The 21,848-nt window shown below is 58.5% G+C and carries 17 protein-coding genes; 5 read left to right on the forward strand and 12 right to left on the reverse strand.

What is annotated here, in order from left to right; translation table 11 throughout:
* Positions 1-75: 75 nt before the first annotated feature.
* Positions 76-543, reverse strand: coding sequence for a PaaI family thioesterase (locus tag U1140_RS04510; protein ID WP_369846341.1), 468 nt, complete (start codon positions 541-543; stop codon positions 76-78).
* A gap of 159 nt (positions 544-702) precedes the next feature.
* Here U1140_RS04510 and gndA point away from each other — a divergent pair, with 159 nt between their 5' ends.
* On the forward strand, positions 703-2,166 hold the full coding sequence (gndA, locus tag U1140_RS04515) for an NADP-dependent phosphogluconate dehydrogenase (protein WP_369846342.1): 1,464 nt from the start codon (positions 703-705) through the stop codon (positions 2,164-2,166).
* Positions 2,167-2,260: 94 nt separating this feature from the next.
* On the opposite strand, the gene U1140_RS04520 is transcribed toward gndA, so the two are convergent.
* Positions 2,261-3,760, reverse strand: a complete 1,500-nt coding sequence (locus tag U1140_RS04520) for an SLC13 family permease (RefSeq protein ID WP_369846343.1) — start codon at positions 3,758-3,760, stop codon at positions 2,261-2,263.
* Between the two features lie 258 nt (positions 3,761-4,018).
* On the opposite strand from U1140_RS04520, the gene U1140_RS04525 reads away from it, so the two are divergent.
* The 3 genes from U1140_RS04525 to U1140_RS04535 are packed head-to-tail and all read left to right on the forward strand — an operon-like array spanning position 4,019 to position 7,967.
* Positions 4,019-5,557 carry a DEAD/DEAH box helicase gene (locus tag U1140_RS04525; protein ID WP_369846344.1) on the forward strand — a complete coding sequence of 513 codons (1,539 nt, stop codon included), beginning with the start codon at positions 4,019-4,021 and terminating at the stop codon, positions 5,555-5,557.
* A gap of 12 nt (positions 5,558-5,569) precedes the next feature.
* A complete protein-coding gene (locus U1140_RS04530; RefSeq protein WP_369846345.1) occupies positions 5,570-6,442 on the forward strand; it encodes a hypothetical protein in 873 nt (290 codons plus the stop codon).
* Positions 6,420-7,967 carry a vWA domain-containing protein gene (locus tag U1140_RS04535; RefSeq protein ID WP_369846346.1) on the forward strand — a complete coding sequence of 516 codons (1,548 nt, stop codon included), beginning with the start codon at positions 6,420-6,422 and terminating at the stop codon, positions 7,965-7,967. The genes U1140_RS04530 and U1140_RS04535 overlap by 23 nt, the downstream gene beginning before the upstream one ends.
* Before the next feature lie 62 nt (positions 7,968-8,029).
* Here the strand turns inward: U1140_RS04535 and U1140_RS04540 are convergent, their stop codons facing one another.
* The 7 genes from U1140_RS04540 to U1140_RS04570 all read right to left on the reverse strand — a co-directional run bounded on the left by U1140_RS04540 (position 8,030) and on the right by U1140_RS04570 (position 17,204).
* Complete coding sequence (locus U1140_RS04540; RefSeq protein ID WP_306515889.1) at positions 8,030-8,614, reverse strand: MerR family transcriptional regulator; 585 nt, start codon at positions 8,612-8,614, stop codon at positions 8,030-8,032.
* A 277-nt stretch (positions 8,615-8,891) separates the two neighbouring features.
* Positions 8,892-9,641 carry a transcriptional regulator FtsR gene (gene ftsR / locus U1140_RS04545; protein ID WP_369846347.1) on the reverse strand — a complete coding sequence of 250 codons (750 nt, stop codon included), beginning with the start codon at positions 9,639-9,641 and terminating at the stop codon, positions 8,892-8,894.
* A 25-nt stretch (positions 9,642-9,666) separates the two neighbouring features.
* Positions 9,667-10,098 (reverse strand): oxoglutarate dehydrogenase inhibitor Odhl, encoded by a 432-nt coding sequence (gene odhI / locus U1140_RS04550; RefSeq protein ID WP_369846348.1) that lies wholly within the window; start codon positions 10,096-10,098, stop codon positions 9,667-9,669.
* A 133-nt stretch (positions 10,099-10,231) separates the two neighbouring features.
* The gene (gene secA2, locus U1140_RS04555) at positions 10,232-12,532 is read right to left on the reverse strand and encodes an accessory Sec system translocase SecA2 (protein WP_369846349.1); all 2,301 of its coding nucleotides are present in this window, start codon (positions 12,530-12,532) and stop codon (positions 10,232-10,234) included.
* 127 nt (positions 12,533-12,659) lie between these two features.
* Positions 12,660-13,601, reverse strand: coding sequence for a CE1 family esterase (locus tag U1140_RS04560; protein ID WP_369846350.1), 942 nt, complete (start codon positions 13,599-13,601; stop codon positions 12,660-12,662).
* A gap of 151 nt (positions 13,602-13,752) precedes the next feature.
* Positions 13,753-15,591, reverse strand: coding sequence for an ABC transporter ATP-binding protein (locus U1140_RS04565; RefSeq protein WP_369846351.1), 1,839 nt, complete (start codon positions 15,589-15,591; stop codon positions 13,753-13,755).
* On the reverse strand, positions 15,588-17,204 hold the full coding sequence (locus U1140_RS04570) for an ABC transporter transmembrane domain-containing protein (protein WP_369846352.1): 1,617 nt from the start codon (positions 17,202-17,204) through the stop codon (positions 15,588-15,590). The genes U1140_RS04565 and U1140_RS04570 overlap by 4 nt, the downstream gene beginning before the upstream one ends.
* Here U1140_RS04570 and U1140_RS04575 point away from each other — a divergent pair.
* Complete coding sequence (locus U1140_RS04575; RefSeq protein WP_369846353.1) at positions 17,182-17,979, forward strand: class I SAM-dependent methyltransferase; 798 nt, start codon at positions 17,182-17,184, stop codon at positions 17,977-17,979. The two genes, U1140_RS04570 and U1140_RS04575, sit on opposite strands and share 23 nt — an antisense overlap.
* Positions 17,980-18,053: 74 nt before the next feature.
* Here U1140_RS04575 and der read toward each other — a convergent pair whose 3' ends face one another.
* Genes der through scpB form a run of 3 tightly spaced genes read right to left on the reverse strand, consistent with a single transcriptional unit; the run spans position 18,054 to position 21,845 of the window.
* The gene (der, locus tag U1140_RS04580; protein ID WP_369846354.1) at positions 18,054-20,249 is read right to left on the reverse strand and encodes a bifunctional cytidylate kinase/GTPase Der; all 2,196 of its coding nucleotides are present in this window, start codon (positions 20,247-20,249) and stop codon (positions 18,054-18,056) included.
* A gap of 50 nt (positions 20,250-20,299) precedes the next feature.
* Positions 20,300-21,211, reverse strand: coding sequence for a pseudouridine synthase (locus U1140_RS04585; protein WP_369846356.1), 912 nt, complete (start codon positions 21,209-21,211; stop codon positions 20,300-20,302).
* A 34-nt stretch (positions 21,212-21,245) separates the two neighbouring features.
* Entirely contained in the window at positions 21,246-21,845 is a 600-nt protein-coding gene (gene scpB, locus U1140_RS04590; protein WP_369846357.1) for an SMC-Scp complex subunit ScpB, read from the reverse strand.
* Positions 21,846-21,848: the final 3 nt, after the last annotated feature.

Consider the following 21,848-nt stretch of genomic DNA (forward strand, 5'->3'; position numbering starts at 1 on the left):
GCAAGAGCGCCACTGCGTAGGCGATTGCCTCTGTGCCCTGCTAATGCTTTACCCCTACCGGGCCTGCTGGCCCCGCTACCCTTGCTGTTCACGCAGTTCAGCGATCGTTGGCCCGACCACCATGGTGCGCAGCGTGGTGCGGGCGACGAGTACGTCGTTGTTATACATTTCCACGTTCCACAATTGCGTGCGCTTACCCGTCTGAATCGGACGCGCGATGGCTTCGATTCGTCCACTGCTGACACCACGAATGAAATCTGTGCTGTTATTCACCCCGACACAAGGGCGCTGCGCGCTAATCATGGAGGCAACGGAAGCCACGGACTCTGCGATCGAGCAAAACACCCCGCCGTTAACGCTTCCGGCGTACTGCAGGTGGGTTGAGTTCACCTCGAGATACGCACGTACCTCGCGTGGTTCCGCGTGCGAATAAACCACCCCGAGCAAACTATCCAAGCCCAGCTCAGCACTGTTGAGTTCGTCTAGTTCGTCTTGGTGCAATGCTCGTGAGGCGGCTGTTGTCACTGCGTCCAAATATCCCATGAGACAACTCTAGCGCACCACCCAGAATCCCGGTGTTAACTCGAACACACCCGCGTCAGCTCATGCAGATTTCCGGCCAGACGCCTGCCAGACGCAGGCCGGACTCCGGCTAGCGTCTGTGCACCGCGCTGCGCACAGCAGAATGTAGAATTAACTGCCATGAACAAGCAGCAATCTTCGCAGCAGCTAGCAGATATCGCCGTCGTCGGCGTCGGCGTGATGGGTTCGAACCTAGCCCGCAATTTTGCGCGCAACGGTTACCGCGTCGCGCTCTATGACCGCAAAGCAGACAACGTCAGCAACTTGATCGCTAATCACAGCGACGAAGGAGAATTCGTTGCCTGCCATGACCTAGATGAACTCGCTGCAAATTTGACGACACCGCGCCGGGCGTTGCTGATGGTTCCTGCGGGAACCACCACGGATACTGCGATTGATGATCTCGTCCAGGCCTTCGACGAAGGCGATATTCTTATCGACGGCGGCAACTCGCTATATACCGACACTGTGCGCCGTGAGCGCGCCGTCGCCACCACCGGCCGTTTGTTCGTTGGCGCCGGTATTTCCGGAGGCGAAGAAGGCGCGTTGCATGGGCCTTCGATCATGCCGGGTGGCCCGCAAGAATCCTGGGAATTCATCCGCCCGCTGTTGGAATCGATCGCCGCGCGTGTCGACGGCACCCCATGTGTGCGCTACATCGGCCCCAACGGTGCTGGTCACTTCGTGAAAATGGTGCACAACGGCATCGAATACGCCGATATGCAGTTAATCGGCGAGGCTTATCACCTGCTGCGTCACGGTGCCGGGCTGGAGCCGTCACGAATCGCAGAGATTTTCCGTGAATGGAACGACGGTGACCTTGATTCTTACCTGATTGGGATCACCGCGGACATCCTGGAGACCACCGATCCGCACACCGGTGCCCCGATGATCGACGTCATCCAGGACGCTGCCGGCCAAAAAGGTACTGGTCGTTGGACGGCGAAAGAGGCGCTGGATTTGGGCATTCCCGCCACCGCAATTGGTGAGGCAGTCTTTGCCCGCGCGCTGTCGTCGTCGAGCGAACTACGAGCCGAAGCAGTCGAGAACTTCCCCACCGGAAACTTGGCAGATTTCGCTGCGCTCGGCATCAGTGTCGAAGAATTCATTGAGCACGTCCGCCGTGCTTTGTATGCCTCCAAGTTAGTGGCATACGCCCAAGGATTCGACCTCATCGCGGCTGGCTCTGCGGAATACGAATGGAATATCAACCCGCGCGATCTCGCAGCGGTATGGCGGGGCGGCTGCATCATCCAAGCAGCGTTCTTGGATCGCATCGATAACGCTTATGAGCAGCTGCCAGAACTGCCGTCGTTGTTGCTGGATTCGTATTTCACCGGGGAATTGTCTGGATTGCTGGATTCCTGGCGCACTGTGGCAGCATCTGCAATCCGCTTGGGCCTGGCGGCTCCTGTATTCAGTTCTTCACTCTCCTACTACGATTCGCTGTGCTCGAAGCGCCTGCCGGCGGCGATGGTGCAAGCGCAACGCGATTATTTCGGTGCCCACACCTATCGCCGGGTCGATGCCGAAGGCAGCTTCCACTTGGATTGGACCGGAGACAAAACCGAGCAGCAACGCTAAGCGCCACTGCTCGTCCGTCGCCGCTGCAAATCGGACACTGCAACTAGAACGCTGCTAGCAACCAATCGCTAGCAGCGCAGCCAGCCAGGCGAGATTAAACCAGCCCCATCCACTTCCAGTAGGTAGCAGAAAACAGCAGCACCAGCAGGTATGCGACGATCGTGAGCGGAATACCCGTCTTCAGGAATTCCCCGCGGGTGAACGCGCCCGTTCCATAGGCGAGCATGTTTTGCGGTGCAGAGACCGGCAGCAAGAATCCGAAACAGATCACGAATTGCTGGATGACCACAAATCCGATGGAAACGTCGGCAGCCGCAACCGTCGTCGACAAGGCAATAAAGACCGGGATCAACGCCGATGCCAACGAGGTTGCCGAAGCAAAGCCCAGGTGAATCAGGATATTAAACAGCGAGACCAGCGCGATCGTTGCGAGCAACGGCATCGATTCCAAACCAAGGGCACCGAAGGTCTGTTCTGATAACCAGCTTGCTGCACCCGTGTTCAGCAAGAACGTTCCCAGAGAAATGCCGACTGCGAAGACGATCAACGTACCCCAGGAGACCAAATCCTGGGCGGTCTTCCAGTCAAAGACACCAATTTTCGGCAACAGCATGTAGCTCACTGCAACCACAGTGGCGACGGGAGCCGATACCGGGTGCAAAATATCGCCGGTGGCCCAGACGAACAGAAGCAAGACCGCGACCGCAACCAGGCGCTTTTCCCGGCTGGACATGGGTCCAAGTTCTGCGAGCTTCTGTTCGATGAGCTCACGACCACCGGAAATCGAGTCAGCTTCTGGTTTGATGGTCGCGCGCATGATGAAAAACAGCGCGATCGACATCAGCACGGACCACGGCGCTGCCCAGATAAACCACTGGCCCCAAGAAATGGTTTCACCGAATTCTTCCTGGATGAAGTTCAGCGCGACGAAGTTTTGTGCAGCCGCGGTCTGGATACCGACGTTCCAGATCGACACAGCCTGCACTGCGGTGATGACCAGCAACGATGCCAGCTTGGAGTTCGTCGACAAGCCAAAGGCCGCGACCATGCCCAACAAAATCGGCACGACGGCACCGGCACGGGCAGTCGCCGAAGGCACGAAAAACGCCAACAACGTCGCGATCGCGATCGCACCAATCAGAATATTCGAGGTTTTATCGCCGGCGAGCTTCATCACCAATAGCGCGAGGCGTTCGTGCAGCCCCGTCGATTGCATCGCACCAGCCAACAGCAACGCGGCCGCGACCAGCGCCAACGCCGACGTGGAAAAGCCTTGCAGGGCTGTGCCCAGTGCGGACGAAGTACCAACGATCTCGCCGGTTTCGGGGTCCGGCGACAAGCCCAAAATCAGCGCGATCAAACTGATGATCAAAAACGCACTGACGGGATAAGACACCGCTTCGGTCACCCACATGATGACAGCGAAGGCCAAAATCGCGAGCGCGACCTGCCCCTCCCACGCCAACGAATCGATAGGCAACAGCAGAACACCGACGAGAGCCGCCACCGCGAGCAGAAACCACACCGGCTGCAATACGAAGCGGACATCACGCTTTTTCTGGGATTGTTCCGGGGTGGCGACGTCAGGAATCATATCGCCTTCCGGGGTCTGAACCTTTACTCTGGGGAGAAAGTGCTCGGCCACAGTAGTTTTCCTTTACTCATCAACTGGCGGGCATGCCTACACTTTCACGCTACAACGCTTTGCCTATCGTCTGAATAGGTTTTGACTGTAAGGTATGGCACAGAGCTGCAGTTCACACCTGGTTTTGCTGCGCGGTTTGCAACCTTGCCCGGGATCACCCACGCTGCGTGTTCGTCTGCTGCACAGACCGCGATAGACTAAGCCCTGATGACAACTCACTCTGGCGCCAACCACTCTGGCCCCCAATCTTCTTCTGCCCCTGCGACGTCCAACCCAGCAACGTCCACCCCTGTGACGTCTGCAGCTGCCGGCAACACCGCCGCTGAAACCTCCTTTGCTGAGCTTGGCCTCGCCCGGCCCATCGTGCACTTCCTCCGCCGCGAAGGCATCACCACCGCCTTCCCCATCCAGGCGCTGACGATCCCCGACGTTTTGTCCGGCCGCGACGTGCTGGGCAAAGGCCCTACTGGCTCCGGCAAGACCTTCAGCTTCGGGCTGCCCATCCTGCACCGCTTGGCGACGTCCGGGGTATCGCGCCCCGGCCACCCGCGGGCAGTAATCCTCGCGCCCACCCGCGAGCTGGCGATGCAAATCTCGGTACGGCTGGAAGATCCTGCTGCCTCGCTGGGTCTGCGCGTGTTCAGCGTCGTCGGTGGCGTCAACATCAATCCCCAAATCCGCCGCCTCGCAGCGCCCGTCGACCTGCTGGTTGCTACCCCAGGCCGACTGCAAGATCTGCTGAACCAGAAAAAAATCCACCTAGATCAGGTTGCCATCGCCACGCTCGATGAGGCCGACCAGATGGCCGACATGGGATTTTTGCCGCAGGTAACCAAGCTCTGGAACAAGTTGCCCAGCGACTGCCAACACCTACTGTTTTCAGCAACTTTGGATAACCAGGTCCAGGCCGTCGTCGACAAGTTTTTACACGATCCACGCACTCATGAAACCGCCCCGGCACACAGCGCGGTGGAGACCATGGAACACGTCATCGCGCACGTGGGATCACGCGAAAACCGTAACGAGCTCGTCGAAAAGATCGCTGCGCGCCAGGGAAAAACGATCATGTTTATGCGCACCAAGCACGGCGTCGACCGGCAGGTGAAAAAACTCCGCCGCATTGGCGTCAATGCTCTGGGCTTGCACGGGGACAAATCGCAAGGTGCGCGCACCCAAGCAATCGACGGCTTTAGCGACGGCAGCATTCCGGTGTTGGTGGCGACAGACATCGCCGCCCGCGGTATCGATATCAGTGATGTCAGCCTCGTGGTACACATCGACCCCCCAGCAGAACATAAAGCATATCTGCACCGCGCCGGGCGCACTGCCCGCGCCGGGGCGCGCGGAACCGTCGTCACGCTCGTACTTGCAGATCAAGAAAAGACCGTAAAAGCCCTGGTCAAAAAAGCAGGTGTGGACGCGCGCACCATTAATGCGCCAGGCCCAGACATGCCGCAGGAATTGTGCGAGCTCACCGGGGCCCGCGAGCCATCCGGGACCGCGCTGCCACCAAAACCCACAGCCGGTGGGCGCTCCTCTGGTTCGCGTGGCGGCAATGGCTCCCGGAAAGGCTCTCAAGGAGGCGGCTCCCGCGAAGGCAGCGGCACACGCACACCACGCAGGAACAACAATTCCCGGCAACGCGGCAAGAAAAACTCCGCCGGTGCAGGAAGTGCGCAGAAATCACGCGGCAAGAAAAACAGTCCGTGGGGTTCCAAGCCCAACGTGCGCAAGCGCAGTCGTTAAACTGAATGCGCCATGATTTATACCGAACAAGAATGGACCGAGCGATCCCAGGCGCACCTGCAGCGTGCCGAGCAACGCCTTGAGCGCTACCGTAACCCGGGAACAAAACACCCGATTTATGATTTCTTGTTCGAGTATTACCCGGTACGGCCAACGCACCTAAAAAGCTGGCACCCCGGTTTCGGCACGGCCTTAGCAGGCGATCCACCGCATGCGCAGTGGCGCGACTATCACCGCACTGCTCGCGGCGTGGAATTGGACCTCGCCGCTTTCTGGCAACGCCGAGGATCTGCCATCGACTATATCGGCAACTTGCTTTCCCGCACCGCCGCGCGGCCAGCCCGCTTCGATTGTTTCGGCTTGCATGAGTGGGCGATGGTCTACCGCACAGACAACCCGCGCCACGATCTCCCCCTGCGCTTGGGGCAGGCTCGCACCAATGAGGTCGTCGAAAAGCATAATCTGCGGTGCAGTCACTACGACGCCTACCGCTTTTTCACTCCCCCGGCTCGGCCGCTGAATCTCACGGTGTTGCGTCGGGAAGATCAGCCCGAGTGCGACCAAGGCGGCTGTGTGCACGTCACGATGGATTTGTATAAGTGGGCGTGGAAATTGGGCCCGCTGGTGCCCGGGGAGTTGCTGCACGAGTGCTTCGATCTGGCCATTGCCGCTCGAGAGCTCGACATGGAGGCGTCACCGTATGATTGTCGTGATTGGGGGCTCGGTGTGGTTGCCATCGAAACTACCGCAGGAAAAAACGACTATGTCCGTCGCCAGCGCGCGCTCGCTGAGCGTGCAGAGCCGATCCGACACAGGCTGATAAATATTGTCGACGACGTGCAGCGGGCTAGACTAGATGGCTATGGGGCGTCACTACACACCTGAGCAAAAGACACAGTTTTCCGGCGGGTTCATCGCCACGGTCATCGCGATTATCGTAGCGATCATTGCCCTGATCGCATGGTTGGTGCTGGGAAGCGGATCTGCTGATTCTGATTCTTCCGCCGACGGCACCGATGAACACAGCTGCATCGAAGGCGATCTGCAGCTGCCGGTTGCCAGCGGCGATCCGACGTTGACGCAGTCACTGCTGGCATCCTGGAACGCTGGTTCGCCGGTGGTGCGAGATCATTGTGTGCAGGCCACGGTCGTTGACGATATCGCGCAGGCAGCGGTGTATATCGATGCCGATACGCCGCTGCTGGAACACATCATCGACGCTGCTGATCGCTCCCCTGCCGCAGCAGGTTCGGAATACCCACGGGTGGCTGGACAGGCAGCTGGTATTTATGATCCGAACGCTGCCACCGACGCCGAGGTCAGCACCGATCTGCCCGCTGATGCCGTAGCTTATCCGGGAGATTCTCCAGCATCTGCTGTGGTCGCCACCGCGCTTGCCGACGATGCCACCGCCGGAGCTGATTTGCTGCTGCGTGATGAGAACACGGCACTCGCAGATGCCGCAGGCCCGACGGCCGCTGTGCAAGCCATGAGCTCGCAAGGCGAAGGCTCGTTCCGTTCCCTAGAGGGTGCCTATGTGGAATACGCCGCGGTGGTGCTGAACCAGACCGGCGAGATTGACGAAGAACAAACCCGCGCGGCGCACACCTTCGTGGAAGATCTGGCCGAGCAATATCACGGTTTTGAATCCGATCCGCAGGCTCAAGGCCAGGTGGAGTCCGAAGAGATGAACCAGCGCTTGGATGCTGGTGCGGTCTGGGAATCATACCTTACGCGTACTACGAAGGATTTCGGCACCCTGACTGCCGCGGGAACCGACGGAGCTGATCGAACAGAAAACACAGGCGAGCAGGCAGCTGGCCTGCACGCCACCGATACCCTGTTCTTGCTGGATACCTCAGAAAACATGGGCTCTGGTTTTGCCGAGGACCAAGCAGGTCCGACTCGTTTCCAGGCAGCTGCCGATGCTATTGCAGCAGCTGCTCCAGCGTTGAGCGAGGCTGGTCATTCCGCAGCATTATGGAATTATTCTTCCCCGCTCAACCCCGGTGTGCAGCAGGGATGGCGTCGTAATATTTGGTTCAGTGATGGCGCCGAGACTGCACGTTCGGTGCAGCTATTAGGCACCGGTGGTGTGCCGCAAACCAACGAAGCCTTGTTAGCGGCCGCTCACGCGATCAGTGACTATGCTGCTACACAACCAGCTGCAACAGAACCTGGTGCTTCTACCCCAGCGCGCATCGTGCTTATTACCTCTGGAACTGCCGATGCTTATGCAGATTTTTCCGACCAATTCCGGGCTGCCTTGGGCGAAAATGCGCAGTTGGCCGTAATCCATGTCGGTGCAGGTGAGCCAGATGCCGCGCTGCGTGAGGTCGCGACCGACGTGCAGGTAGCAAATAACGCCGCAGAGTTGGATCAGTCACTGCGGCGCGCTGTCGGCATCTAGACCAGAACCTAGATCAACAGCTTTTCCGGGAGCGTGGTCTTCCGGGGCGTAGTCTGGGGCTGTTACGCAGAGTGCGTTTTACGTTGCCGCAAAGCTGCCAGCTCGTCGAGGCCGGTGTTGGTCTCGGTATCGTCGGCAAGATCCGGGTCCACACGTTCTGCGGGGAACGAGCTGATCGTCCCACTGAGTTCTTTCATGATTCCTGGGATAGCCACACCGAACACGCCTTGCCCACCGGAAAGCAGGTCGATGACCTGCTCATTGTTGTGGCATTCGTACACCGAAGTGCCATCAGAGACCAGGGTGATCTCGGCGATGTCGTTAACTCCGCGCTCGCGCAGCGATTCCACCGCCAGGCGGATGTTTTGCAGGGAAATTCCAGTATCCAGCAGGCGCTTGACGATTTTCAGCACCAGCACGTCTTTGAAAGAGTAGAGGCGCTGCGAACCGGACCCACGGGCGTTACGAATAGACGGCTTGACCAAGTTGGTGCGCGCCCAGTAATCGAGCTGGCGGTAGGTGATTCCCGCGACTTGGCACGCGATGGGAACGCGATAGCCAAGCTGCTCGTCTGGACCGAGGTCAAACAGGGACTCCTGGACGTACGGTGCGTCCGCGTCATAGGAACGGTTTGAGTTGATAGTCACGTAATTACTCCGATGGAAGTTTGGAATCCTTAAAGTTATTTAAGGTCAATCCTATTGCCCCGTCAAGACGTATCGGTGCGACACGCCCTAAAGTCTCACTTAAAACTTTAGGGTTTTCCTGTCACATGAACCTCACGGCGCCACACGCACCATCTAGACTGGACCACAAGTACCATCGGCCCACAAGAAAACCGACACCGCAGTGATCACGGTGCCGGTTGGGGCTATGCAGTGCACACTAGCCGAATACTAGGACCCAAATACTAGGATCCAAAATCTAGGATTCGAATTCCTCCCGCAAGGTGTTTTTCAGCAAGCTTGTGTGCAACGAAACCACCAAAGCAGAAATTTGCTGCGATAGTTCTTCAGCTTGCTGCTGCGCATTATCGGATTTCCCGTGCGCGAGCGGCCCCGCGACTTGGTTCACCAGATCTGCTTGACGGCGCGCGCCGTTGCGCAGGGACTTCAGCAATCGAATGTCAAAGCCTAATTGCTGTAGCGACCACGCTGTTGTCACGATGCTGATGTCATCGGCCGCAAAAAAGCCTGCCGCATCCGGACGAATCAGCCCAGCACCAACCAATTCAGTAACGAATTCGATCTCCACGCCAGCTTGGCTGGCAACATCGGTGTCAGTGAAGCTACGCGGCCCACTGGCACGAAAAGAATCGGCAGAAACGATCTGTTGGGTGGTGTTGGTCCCCAATAACGCCGTGACCTGCCCGGAATCCATGGCCTCAAGCTGCTCACGGATCACTTTCAACGGCAAATAGTGATCGCGTTGGGTGACCAAGATATAGCGCAGGCGCGCGATATCTTCGTCGGTAAAGCGCCGGTAACCAGATTTCGTACGCTGTGGAGAGATCAAGCCTTCAGATTCCAAGAATCTGATCTTTGAGACTGTGATATCCGGGAATTCGGCACGCAAAGATTCCAAGACCACACCAATGGACTTCGCCTTACGTGTCTTGTGCGCACTACCTGGCCGCGGCGCAGGCTGCGATGCTGCTTGAGATGCTGGGCTCACAACTACCTTTATTTCCTGGTGTCAGCTATTTCTTCTGGTCAGCTAAAAAGACCAAGCGGAACTTACCAATTTGAATCTCATCACCAACCGAAAGCACCTGCGAATTGCGTGGCTCACGGTTAACATAAGTGCCGTTTAACGATCCGACGTCGACTACTTCGAATTCACCGTTGTTCAAACGGAATTCTGCATGGCGACGTGACACTGTGACATCATCCAAGAAAATGTCCGCTTCTGGGTGGCGACCAGCAGTCGTGGTTTCTTGATCAAGCAAGAACCGTGCACCCGCATTTGGGCCACGCTTAACCACCAGCAACGCCACGCCTTCGGCGAGATTGTCAGTGTTTTCTGCTACGGAAGCGGAACCGGCATTGGATTCCATCTCTTTAATTAAATCCGCACGGAAGACTGAGGTCGTCTCCGCTTGTTGCTCCGGAGTACCGGTGTTTTCGCTCATGATCTTTCCTCCGCATCCTCGGAAATATTGTCGTTATTAATCCATCATAGCGCCTAACGCGGAGCGACGAGAGTCGATGCGTGAATCTGTGCTTCGAAAAACAAGCAAAATGCCATGAATGTGATTATGCGATTTAACGGAATAAATTGCCAATGCCTGATAGTGCGGAATTACCAGATCCCGCCAACGGGTTATCAGAGACCATGTATGTCCACGTCGCCGACGGTCGAGCCAGGCCATCGTCGGCAAGATGGGCCCCCTCACTATCGATGGTGACCTCACAGAAACTCGTGCGTGCAGCTTCGACTCCCCGACGCACGATTTCTTTGAACTCCCGCACGGCAATTCGGTGATATTCATCAACCGGTGTCTCTCGGGCAATCGCACGCAAATGGATTGATTCACGAACATCGTCCATGTGCTCGAGGTGATCCGCCCATGCTAAATCCAGGTGATAGAGCATGATTTCTTTGCTGGCAGCGACTAAAACCTCATGGTCAATACCTGCCTGTCGTAGCTGCTCAGCGCGCTCTGGCTCATACTCTGCTAGTTCTTCCCAGGCTCTGGCCGTATCCAACAATGTGGTGCGGCGTTCGTCGATGATCTCGCGTTGATCCGCCAACAATTTGTTGTACTTCCAAGTCTGGCTATGGATCTCCAGCAGCTGAGCTTCAGTCACCCGCTGGCAGTGAGCGATGAAATCCACGATCCGTGGCGAATCAATCCGACCATGCTCATCCGGCTGGGCTTCAACCGATTCGCCTGCCCCGCCAGTAACCACCACATCATCTTCCAAAGACACGAAAAACAGGCTCAAGCCGGGATCCCCCTGTCGACCTGCACGTCCACGCAGCTGGTTATCCAGCCGCGAGCTGCGATGCCGGGTGGTTCCCAATACGGCTAAGCCACCTGCTTGCTTCACCTCGTCGTAATACTCGCCATCAGTACCACCCAGTTTGATATCGGTACCGCGACCAGCCATTTGCGTCGATACAGTCACGCGACCTGGCATACCAGCTTCGGCGACGATGGCTGCTTCCTCGGCGTCATTTTTCGCGTTCAACACTCGCGCGTGGATCCCTCGCTGCGCTAATGCTTCTTCCAGGCTCTCCGATTCCGCCACGTCTTGCGTGCCGATCAGCACCGGCTGGTTCTGCGCGTGCAACAATGCAATTTCTTCAACCAACGCCTGATTTTTCTCCGCGATCGTGGCATAGATGTGGTCGGCCTCGTCGAAACGCTGCACCGGCTTATTGGGTGCGATCTCTGAAACATACAGCCCATAGAACTCACGCAGCTGGTCGGTGGCTTCTACCGCGGTGCCAGTCATCCCACACAGTTGCGGGTAGCGACGCATCAGCTCCTGGATGGTCAGAGTGTCTAGGATGCGGCCACCCTCGGTAACCTTCAAGCCTTCTTTTTCTTCCACCGCTGCCTGCAGCCCGTCGGGCCAACGTTGCAGGTCTGCGATGCGGCCTTTCGAAGTGTCAATCAGCTTAATCTCACCATCGTGTACCAGATAGTGAATGTCGCGAATCAACAGCGCTTTCGCGTGCAGCGCAAGGTTAACCCGCACGAGCGTGGTGCCAATGTGTTCGTCGCTATACAACGACTCGATGCCGAGGTATCGCTCTACCCGCGCTGCACCCTCATCAGTGAGGAAGACGTTCCGCCCATCCGCATCGATGGTGTAATCGCGTTCGGCCTGCAGTTGCGCGACCACCGAGGTCACACGAGGATCGGTGGCTTGATCCGGACGCGTGCCGGCAAGCACGAGCGGCACGAGCGCTTCGTCGACAAGCACGGAATCGGCCTCGTCAACCAAAGCGACCTCTGCCTGTTGGAATACAGCCTGATCACGAGAGCTAATTTGGTTATCTCGCAGCACATCAAAGCCAAGCTCTTTGACCGGGGCATAAACCACATCAGCGCCATATGCTTGTCGACGCTGCTCAGCCGTCATAGATTCTGTCACCGCGGCAACAACCAACCCGAAGCTTTCTACTAGCGGACGCATCCACTCGGCATCGCGGCGTGCCAAATAATCATTCACCGTCACGACGTGCACACGCTTACCGCTGAGTGCTAACCCCGTCGCGGCCATTGCGCCGACCAAGGTCTTGCCTTCACCAGTAGCCATGTGGATGACATCGCCGGTGAGCAAGCGCAAGACCGCTTGAGATTGCACATCGAACGGACGCAGTCCCAAATGCCGTGAACTTGCAGTCGCCAATACTGCTAAAAACGTCGACTTATCAGCAATTTCACCTTTGGCATCTATGGTGGCACGAGCTCGCTCAGCAAGTTCAGCATCGCTCAAGGCCTCCAAATCAGCTGCCTGCTGCTGGGCCTGGTCAACGATTTTTCGGGACTGCTTTTCGTGTTTCGCCGATTTTGCGCCCAGCGCGTTCCAGAACCAGTCAAATTTTGCCACGCTCGTCCAACACCCTTTCGGTCGTGAAATAATAAATACCCAGTCTACTGACTGTCTGCTCTACAAGATCTACTGCTCTACAAGATCTACTGTGCTGAATATGCACCAACCCCAGCGATTACGGTTTCTAGGATCCGGGACGGCCCGGGATGCGGAAGAAGTCCAAAATTTTATCGGTCGCGAAATTCTCTGGCATCGCATCCGTGCGGTTTCCGCTATAGCCAGGCCAGATATGTCGGCCGCCGTCGATCCGGATATGGTCCACAGGCGCCGCGCACTCGCGGTAGGTGGTGCGCTCTGCATCGCCGATCAATTGCTGGCGTTCCACGCCGCCCCGACAGTGATTACGTTGGGCTGCCACGTCCAAAATTTCTGGCACCGACAGGAACTTCGTGTCATGCCGGGTGCCACCGTTATAGCTGACCACTTGATCATCCGTGCCATGAATATCGAGATGTCCGACGGTGCCAGGATCGCACCCTTCAACGACCTTGGAGTAATAAGCCGCCGACACGGTAGCGATAGCCGTGAACTGCGCAGGGCGCTGGCAGGCGAGATATTGCGCGAAGCCACCACCATTCGAAAACCCAACGGCATACAGCTGGCTATCATCGATCGCCCAGGTGCGCCGCGCAGAATTCACGATTTCGTCGACAAACTGCAGGTCTTCTTCCCCACTCGCAGTCGCATACGGCGCAGGCGCCCAGGACTTTTTATCTGCATTCGGCGGCCGACTCGGCGCACCGTCAGGGTAGATAGAGATCGCCTGTGCGGCATCAAAATGCGTGGAGGTTGCCATGGCCTGCCCGTTTTGCCCCCACCCATGGAAAGTCAGAATCAGCGGCCACGACTGGTTGGGGTCGTAATTTTCCGGCAGGTGCACCAAATAGCTACGCCCGCTCGGCAGGTTGATGCGCGTGGTCTCCCCCGGCAGCGCACCAGCAACCGGCGCACCCGTCGGGTGCGGGAACGCCGACATCTCGCGGCCCAAGGCATGTGCGTGCTCGTGCCCGGCGGCTGCCGACTGCTCCGTGGATTCGCCAAAGCCCACCAGGCTGCAGCCGCTCATACAGACCGCAAGCGCACCTAACGCTCCAACGATGCGTATGCGTGCGCGCCGGGGTTTAGCTGCCATCCCTATCGCTCTTCCTGTCTTGCCTTGCAATTCTTACCCTGCAATACCAACCAAATACACTTTGACATAAAAACCAAAGTGTGGCTTAACGACCAGCGCTCCACGCTTGCCACAGCTCAGTATAGCGACCACCGGCAGCAACCAACTCGTCATGCGCACCTTGTTCAATCACTGTGCCGCCATCCATCACGACGACGCGATCAGCCTGCGCGGCCTGGTCCAACCGATGCGCCACGATAATCGCCGTGCGCCCCGCGGTCACCGCAGCAGCACCAGCTTCAAGCTCTCCCGCACCGACCGAACCGGCCTCGGCTGTAGCCTCATCCATGATCACCAACGACGGGTCCGCCAACAACACCCGCGCCAACGCCAGCTGCTGAGCCTCTACCGGACCCAACTGCTGCCCACGAGCGCCGACCTCGGTATCCAAACCGTCGGCAAGCTCGTCAAACCACCCGGCTTCAACCGTTTCCAGAGCCGCAAGCAGCTCGGCATCCGAGGCATCTGGACGCGCCAAGGTGAGATCATCGCGCAACGTACCAGAAAAGACGTAGACGTCCTGCGAGACCATCGCCAAACGCCCCACGCGCTCACGGTCAGACAGCTCAGCAACCTCGGTGCCGTCGACAAGCACCGCACCCGAATCCGGTACCCGCAAGCCAGCCACCAGCGCCGCCAACGTGGTTTTCCCGGCACCAGAAGCACCGACCACAGCAACCGTCGCACCAGCAGGGATATCGAGGCTCACCTGGTCGACTGCCAACTGCGCAGGCTCTGCGTTGCCCGTGGAATAGCCGCCCGTGGAATAACCGAAAGACACATTCTTGACGACGACCTCACCGCGCGCAGGCCCAGCGCCTGCATCCGGCACCGGCCGCGGCGGACGAGCAATCACTCCCGCGATGCGGCTCAACGACGCATACCCGGCTTGTACCGTGTCCAGCACCCGCATCAACGCCATGATCGGGCCACGCAAGCGAATCAACATCAACAACGCAGCGGTCACCGCACCCACGGTCAACACCCCACGGTCGACGACAAAAAAGCCCACCAGCAGGCCGCCGAACAGCAGTAAAAACTCAGCCAGCCACACCCACAGGCTCAGCGTCATCATCGTCCGCCGCGCAGAATACCCATAGGTCACAGCATCGGTAGAACTCTCATGCACGCGCTGGTGCATCGCCTCTTCCCAGCCATAAGCGCGCACCGTCGGTCCACCATGAATAGCCTCCAACACGCGCCGGGCACGTTGCGCCATCGATTCTCGTTGCGCGACATACCTGGCCGGAGCTACCTGCAAATAACGCCGCACCGACAGCCAATAGATCGGCGTAACCACCACGATGACCGCGATAAACTGCCAGTCGATCGCCAATAAAGCGATCGCGGTCGCAATCACCATGAACACCGATTTCGACAACACCGGCACGGTCTCACTCACCGCAGCCGACAGCTCTGCGACATCGTCAGTCGCCCGCGAGACCAAATCCCCGGAACCGGCAGCTTCCACCTCATGGGCAGGCAAACGCAGCGCAGTACCCACCATGGTTTCACGAAGATTCGAAATCACGCGCTCGATCAATTTACCGATGACGTAGAGCCCGCCCGCAGAAAGCACCGCCGAGGCCAGCGCCAAAACCACCAGCCACACCGCGATCATCGTGATGCTGCCATCATCAGCAACGACCTCATCGACGATGCGCCCCAACTGCTGCGGCACCAACACATTGGCAAACGCACCGGTGGTGAGCAAAAACATCGCGAGCCAAAACTCACGACGCGCTCCGGGGATACGGCGAATCTGCGTGGCGACGATGCGGCGCACGGTAGAAAACGACGCCGTCGGAAACCGAGCTGGATTCGCCGCAGCCGTGTCCGCTGCGCCCCTGTCCGGTGCGCTGTCTCGTGGTTGCGAACTCATCATGCCTCCTCACCTGTGCTGTCACTGGTGACGACATGATCAGCAACATCGCGCCACGCCGGCGAGGAGCTATACACCACCGTCGTCAACCCGCGCCGGGCTTGCGCCACGCGTTGGGCGATGGTGTGCTCGGTGACTGAATCGACCGCCGTGGTGGGGTTATCCAGAATCAACACCTCGGCCTCACGCGCAATCGCTCGCGCCAAAGCAACGCGCTGGCGTTGTCCACCAGATAGATCGCCGTCCTCGTCGCCGACTCGTCGTTGCGTGCCACCAGGAATATCGTCGGCTGCAGCAACCTCCAGGGCTTTGGCGACGCGTTGGCTGCGCGAATCCGCATTGGGTTCCACAATATTATCCGCGATCGAACCACTAAACAGCTGCGCATCGTGGGGTGCAACCAGCACTTTTCCGCGCGGCAGTAGTTCAAGACCTTCTGGAACAGAAGCTTCAATCACATTCAAGGCTGCCTGGCGCGGGCGCGCAGTGTCCGGGAACAGCTCCCAGTTAATTACCGCGTGCGATTCCGGCCGGGCATAGGGAGCAGCAAGCACCGAGCAGATCCTGCTGGCGGAGCCTTGCGCAGTCGCCCACTTTGAGGCGATGTTTTTGCCCAGCATCGTCATCGGCGTGATGATAAATTGCGTCAGCCCGATCACGGTGATCAATTCACCGACGCTGATGACGTCGTCAAGCGCCAACCAACCAGCGGCGATACCGATGACGATGATGTAGACCGAGCCAATGGTTTCAGTGATCGCATCCAAAACCGAACGCGCCCCGTGAGCACGCACGGTGGCGGCGTAGGCGTCGTCAGAAACTTTCTGATAGCGGATATAGACCGTATCGACAGCACCAATGCCTTTGAGCACCCGCAGCCCGTGCACCACATCGGTCGCGGTGGCTGCAGCCTGGGCAAGCCAATGCTGCCGGTTACCGGAACGGCGCCGCAACGGCCCAGAGGCAGAAACCGAAATCCACACCATGATCGGCCCACCAACCAACACCGCGATACCCAACGGCACGTTGATCACCGTGACCATCACCCCGACATAAATGATCGAGGCGAACTCCGCGAACGGGAACACGGCCATCAGCACAGCATCGGCGATGCGCTGGGTGTCACTCGAGGCGATGGATAATAATTCGCCCGCGGTACGACGCTGCCCGCCCAGCCCACGGGGATGCGCGATGCGATCGGTAACCGCCATACGCAGCGAGTGCCCTGTGCGCAACATCGCCAAAGCCAAGTATTTGCGCCCAAACCAACCACACATCGCGTGCACCACGAAGGTCGCGGCCAGAACCGCCAACCACCACAGCAGCGCAGGTAACTCGCCGCTGGCGACTGCATCATCAATCGCGCGGCCCACGATCACCGGAGTAAGACCGGTGCACAGAAACATGATCACCGTGGCAACCGCAGCCGGGATGGTCAACCGATGGTACAAAAAGATAGTTTTGAGCAGCCAAAACCGCTCGCTCGGTGCCGGTATTGGTGGTTCCTCATTGCCGGGAAGCTGCGCGGCCGGGGTTACGTCCAACTCCGCGCTGTGCTGCGATTGTGCATCGCGTGTATTAGTTTGTGTACCGATGACTTCTCCTGTGTTTTTCAAGGCATCTGCGAAAACGAACCCCACCTTCGCTAACGCAGATTTACGCCGCGCCGCCGGTGGGGCTTTTTCTGCTGCCTCATACGACGCGATTCGCCCCGGCTACCCCGCAGCAGTGGCACGCCTAGCCACGCCCGATGGAACCCCCGGCACCGTCGTCGACGGCGGCGCAGGAACTGGTCAATTGAGCAGGGCTCTCGTTGGGCTCGGACACCAAGTCTACGCTTTCGATCCTTCCGCGGACATGTGCCGATTCCTCGCAGACAGCACAGACTTATCGACGTGGCAAGCGAGCGCCGAGGCAACCGGGCTGGCAGACCATGCGGTTGATTGTTTGAGCTACGCCCAGGCCTGGCACTGGTTTGATATACCGGCTGCCAGCCGCGAAGCAGATCGTGTGGTGCGTCCGGGTGGGCGGTTGCTGCTGGTGTGGAATACCTTGGATGTTTCCCGTCCCGAGATTTTGCGGCTGGCACGCATCATGCATTCCGGTGATATCCAGCCCGCCGGATTCTTCCCGACGGTCGCCGCACCGTGGAAGCTCGCAGATACCCTGCGCACCACGATGCACCAAGAACTCACTGTCGCCGGAGTGCACGAGTTGATGCATTCGCGCAGCTATTGGCAGCGCGCGAACCAGCGCATCCGCAACCGGATGACGGGCAACCTGGACTGGTACCTGCTGGATTTCTGGGAGAAATCGCGCGCCGATACCATCACGCTTCCCTATCGCACCGAGGCTTTTGTCTACGAGCGCGACGCAAGTGAGCGCGACTAAGCTGTTGTCGCCAGAATTGCGCTCACTGTTAGTGCAGCTGTGCTGCTCCACCCGGGCGTGCAGCCACTGCCGCGTTATTTCCGCTTGGTTTTGCGCTCGCGCACACGAACGGCAATACGCACTGGCGTGCCGTGGAAGCCGAAACGCTCGCGGAATTTGCGCTCCAGGTAACGGCGGTACCCGGCATCCAAGAAACCGGTGGTAAACAGCACGATCGTGGGCGGCTGGGTGCCTGCTTGGGTGGCGAACAGCACCTTCGGCAGGCGGTTGTTTTTCATCGGCGGTGGGTTGGCGGCGATCGCCTCGCGGATCCAGTTGTTGAGCTGGCCCGTCGTCACGCGCTTGTCCCAGCTTTCCAGGGCAGCGATCATGGCTGGCTCCAGTTTGTTGAGCGCGCGGCCGGTTTTCGCCGAAATATTTACCCGGGTTGCCCACGGGATGTGGCGCAGCTGCTCGTCCATTTCGCGTTCCAGCAAAAAGCGGCGCTCTTCTTCCATCAAGTCCCACTTGTTCAGCGCCAGCACCAAGGCTTTGCCAGATTCCAGGACCATTGCCAAAACGCGTTGATCTTGTTCACTAATTGGCTCGGAGGCATCCACCAGCAGCACGCAGACCTCGGCAGCATCGATCACCCCGCGGGTGCGCAGGGAGGCATAATACTCATGGCCCTGCGCGTTTTTCACTTTCTTGCGCAGTCCGGCGGTGTCGATAAACCGCCACATCTGCTCATCCAGCTGCACCAGCGAGTCGACGGGATCGACAGTGGTACCAGCGACGTTATCGACCACCGAGCGTTCTTCATTGGCGAATTTATTCAGCAGCGAGGACTTGCCGACGTTCGGCTTGCCCACAAGGGCTACTTTGCGTGGGCCGGAGGTAATCGAGGTCTGGCGCGGGGTTTCTGGGAACACCCGCAGCATCTCGTCGAGCACGTCGGCAGCACCGTTGCCGTGCAGCGCCGAGACCGGCCATGGATCACCCAAGCCGAGGCTGTAGAACATCGCCAGGTCAGCGTATTGCTGCGGTGAGTCGAATTTATTCGCCACCAACAGCACCGGCACGTTCGAGCGCTGCAGTTTCCGGGCCATCACCACATCGGTCTCGGTCGCACCAACGCGGGTATCCACGACGAAGATGATCACATCAGCGGTATCCATGGCGACTTCAGCCTGCCGCGCGATGTGCGCGTTCAGGCCTTTGACGTTGGAATCCCAGCCGCCGGTGTCTTGCACCCAGAAACGTTGGTTTGCCCATTCCGCAAGATACGAGTTGCGGTCGCGGGTAACGCCCGGAACATCTTCGACGACGGCTTCGCGGCGCCCCAAGAAACGGTTCGTCAGCGAGGACTTGCCGACGTTCGGGCGGCCGACGATCGCTACCGTGCACAGAGCTTCTTCTACCTGGGTGCCACCCAGGGTAGACAGGAATTCTTCTTCCAGTGCATCCCAGTCTGGTTCGCCAGCGCCGGTGCCTGCATCATCGGCGCCGGAAAACGCGGCGGAAAATTCTGCATCATCGAAATCGTCGCCGGTGTAATCGCGGTATTCCGTTGCCAAATCATCCGGATTACCCGAATCGGTCAAGTCCACACCCTGGATAATATCGATGATGCGTTGCTGAACCTGCTCAAGCGAGAGTTCAGAGGTATCCACGATGATCGCATCCGCGGCCGGACGCAGCGGCGAGGCAGCACGCGCAGAATCAGCTGCGTCACGACGTTGAACGTCGGCAAGCACAGCGTCGAAATCTGATTCACGACCAGCGGCCTCGTTTTGCGTGTGCCGACGCTGCGCACGTACTTCCGCAGAGGCCGTCAAAAACACCTTGGTCGGGGCGTCGCCAAGCACCACGGTGCCGATATCGCGGCCTTCCACAATCACGCGGTGCGCTGCGAATGCAAGTTCACGCTGCAACTGGACGAGGTTTTCCCGAACTTCCGGGATCGCCGAAACCGAAGACACGTGTCGCGTCACGGCTTGCCCGCGAATCGGCTCGGAGACATCCTCGCCGTCCAACAAAACGGCGGTCGAATTGGGATCATCGCTGATCTCAATCGGTAGGTCGCGAGTCGCTTCAATAACCGCATAACTATCAAGCGGATCAACCTGCGCGCGCAGCACGGCTAAGGTGGCTACGCGATACATCGCACCGGTATCTAAGTACTTCGCGTCGAGGCGTTTCGCCAGGGCACGGCAGGTGGAAGATTTACCGGTGCCAGACGGACCATCGACGGCGACGATTAAGCCATCGTCGGGCATATTAGTGATCATATTTTCGTTGCTATCTGTTCTATTTTGGGTCACGATTATCGCAAGCTTTCCTACATACCCACGGCTTTGTACAGCGAAGTCAGCTCAGACGAGTTCAACGCCCGCAGCACACCTGGTTTTTGTTCGCCCAACTGCACCGTGTGCACCTTGGTGCGCACCAGACGCTGGACTGGGTAACCGGCTTCTTTCAGCATACGGCGCACGATGTGTTTGCGGCCTTCGTGCAGTTCGATCTGGATCAGCGAATAACCCTGGTTGCGGTCGATGACGCGCACAAAATCAGCTTTCGCGGGACCATCTTCCAGCTCCACGCCTTCCTGCAGCGTCGAAACCAGCTTCTTGCCTGCTTCGCCGAGCACCTCTGCTAGATAGGTCTTCGAAACCTCATACTTCGGGTGCATCAGTCGGTTCGCCAATTCGCCATCATTGGTCAGCAGCAGCAAACCTTCGGTATCGGCATCCAGACGGCCGACGTGGAACAGGCGTTCACCGGCGTCGAACTTGCCGATGACCAGATCGCCGACGCAGCGCCGCCCCATGTCATCGGACATCGTTGATTGCACGCCGCGTGGCTTGTTCAGAAGGTAATAGACTTTGTCTTCGTCGACATTAATCCGTGCGCCATCGACATGAATGGTGTCGGTCGACGGGTCAACCTTCACGCCTTGCTTGGTGATGGTCTTACCGTTGACCTGCACGCGGCCGTCGCGAATCAGAATTTCAGAGTGCCGCCGCGATGCCACTCCGGCTTGCGCCAGCACCTTTTGCAAGCGCACGCTTTCGCGGGTGTTTCCTGCCGGGTTGGCAGCCTCCTGCGAATCTTGCACACCCTGCGCGCCCGCAGCATGCTCAGTATCTGTCGGTTCATCAGCGAAGATCCAGTCTGCACCCAATTGCTTGGCGACGGATTCGGCGCTGGCTTTTCGTTCATTACGCGGTGTGTCCGCTGAGTTTTGCGTCATGATGATCACTGTCCTTGTCTGCTTGTCTGCTTGGCTAAAATTCGTCGTCGATGCTGTCGAGTTCTGGCAGCAACGGTGCAAGATCAGGCAGTGCAGCAAGACTATCGATGCCCAATTGTTCCAAAAACAACTCGGTTGTTACATAGAAACGGGCTGTGCTTGAGGTCTCTTCCGCAAGTTCGGGGTGCTGACTTGCCTCAACCTCGCGAATCATACCGCGAATCGCTAGCGTGCGCATAACGCCATCGACGTTGACGCCACGCACTGCCGATACTTGTGCCCGCGTTACCGGCTGTCGATAGGCAATCACGGCGAGCGTTTCCAGCGCGGCACGAGAGAGTTTAGTTTGGCTACCGTCCAGCAAGAACTGTTCAACAGGACCAGCATTGGCGGTGCGGGTATACAACCGCCAACCCTCTGCAGTCTCGCGTAGCTGCATGCCGGCCCCACGGCTATCGAATTCGTCACGAATTTCTTCTAGCAGCGCAATAACCTCAGCTTTATCTGTTTCCAATGCGCGCGCCAGATGCGCGGCAGTAGCTGGGGTATCGATGACCAACAGAATCGATTCCAGCTGGCTCCGCAGCTGCGAAATCAACGGCAGATCTGCCGGGCGAGCAGCACCATCTTCCATGCT

It is taken from the genome of Corynebacterium drakensteinense, from assembly GCF_041224285.1.
Taxonomy (GTDB): domain Bacteria; phylum Actinomycetota; class Actinomycetes; order Mycobacteriales; family Mycobacteriaceae; genus Corynebacterium.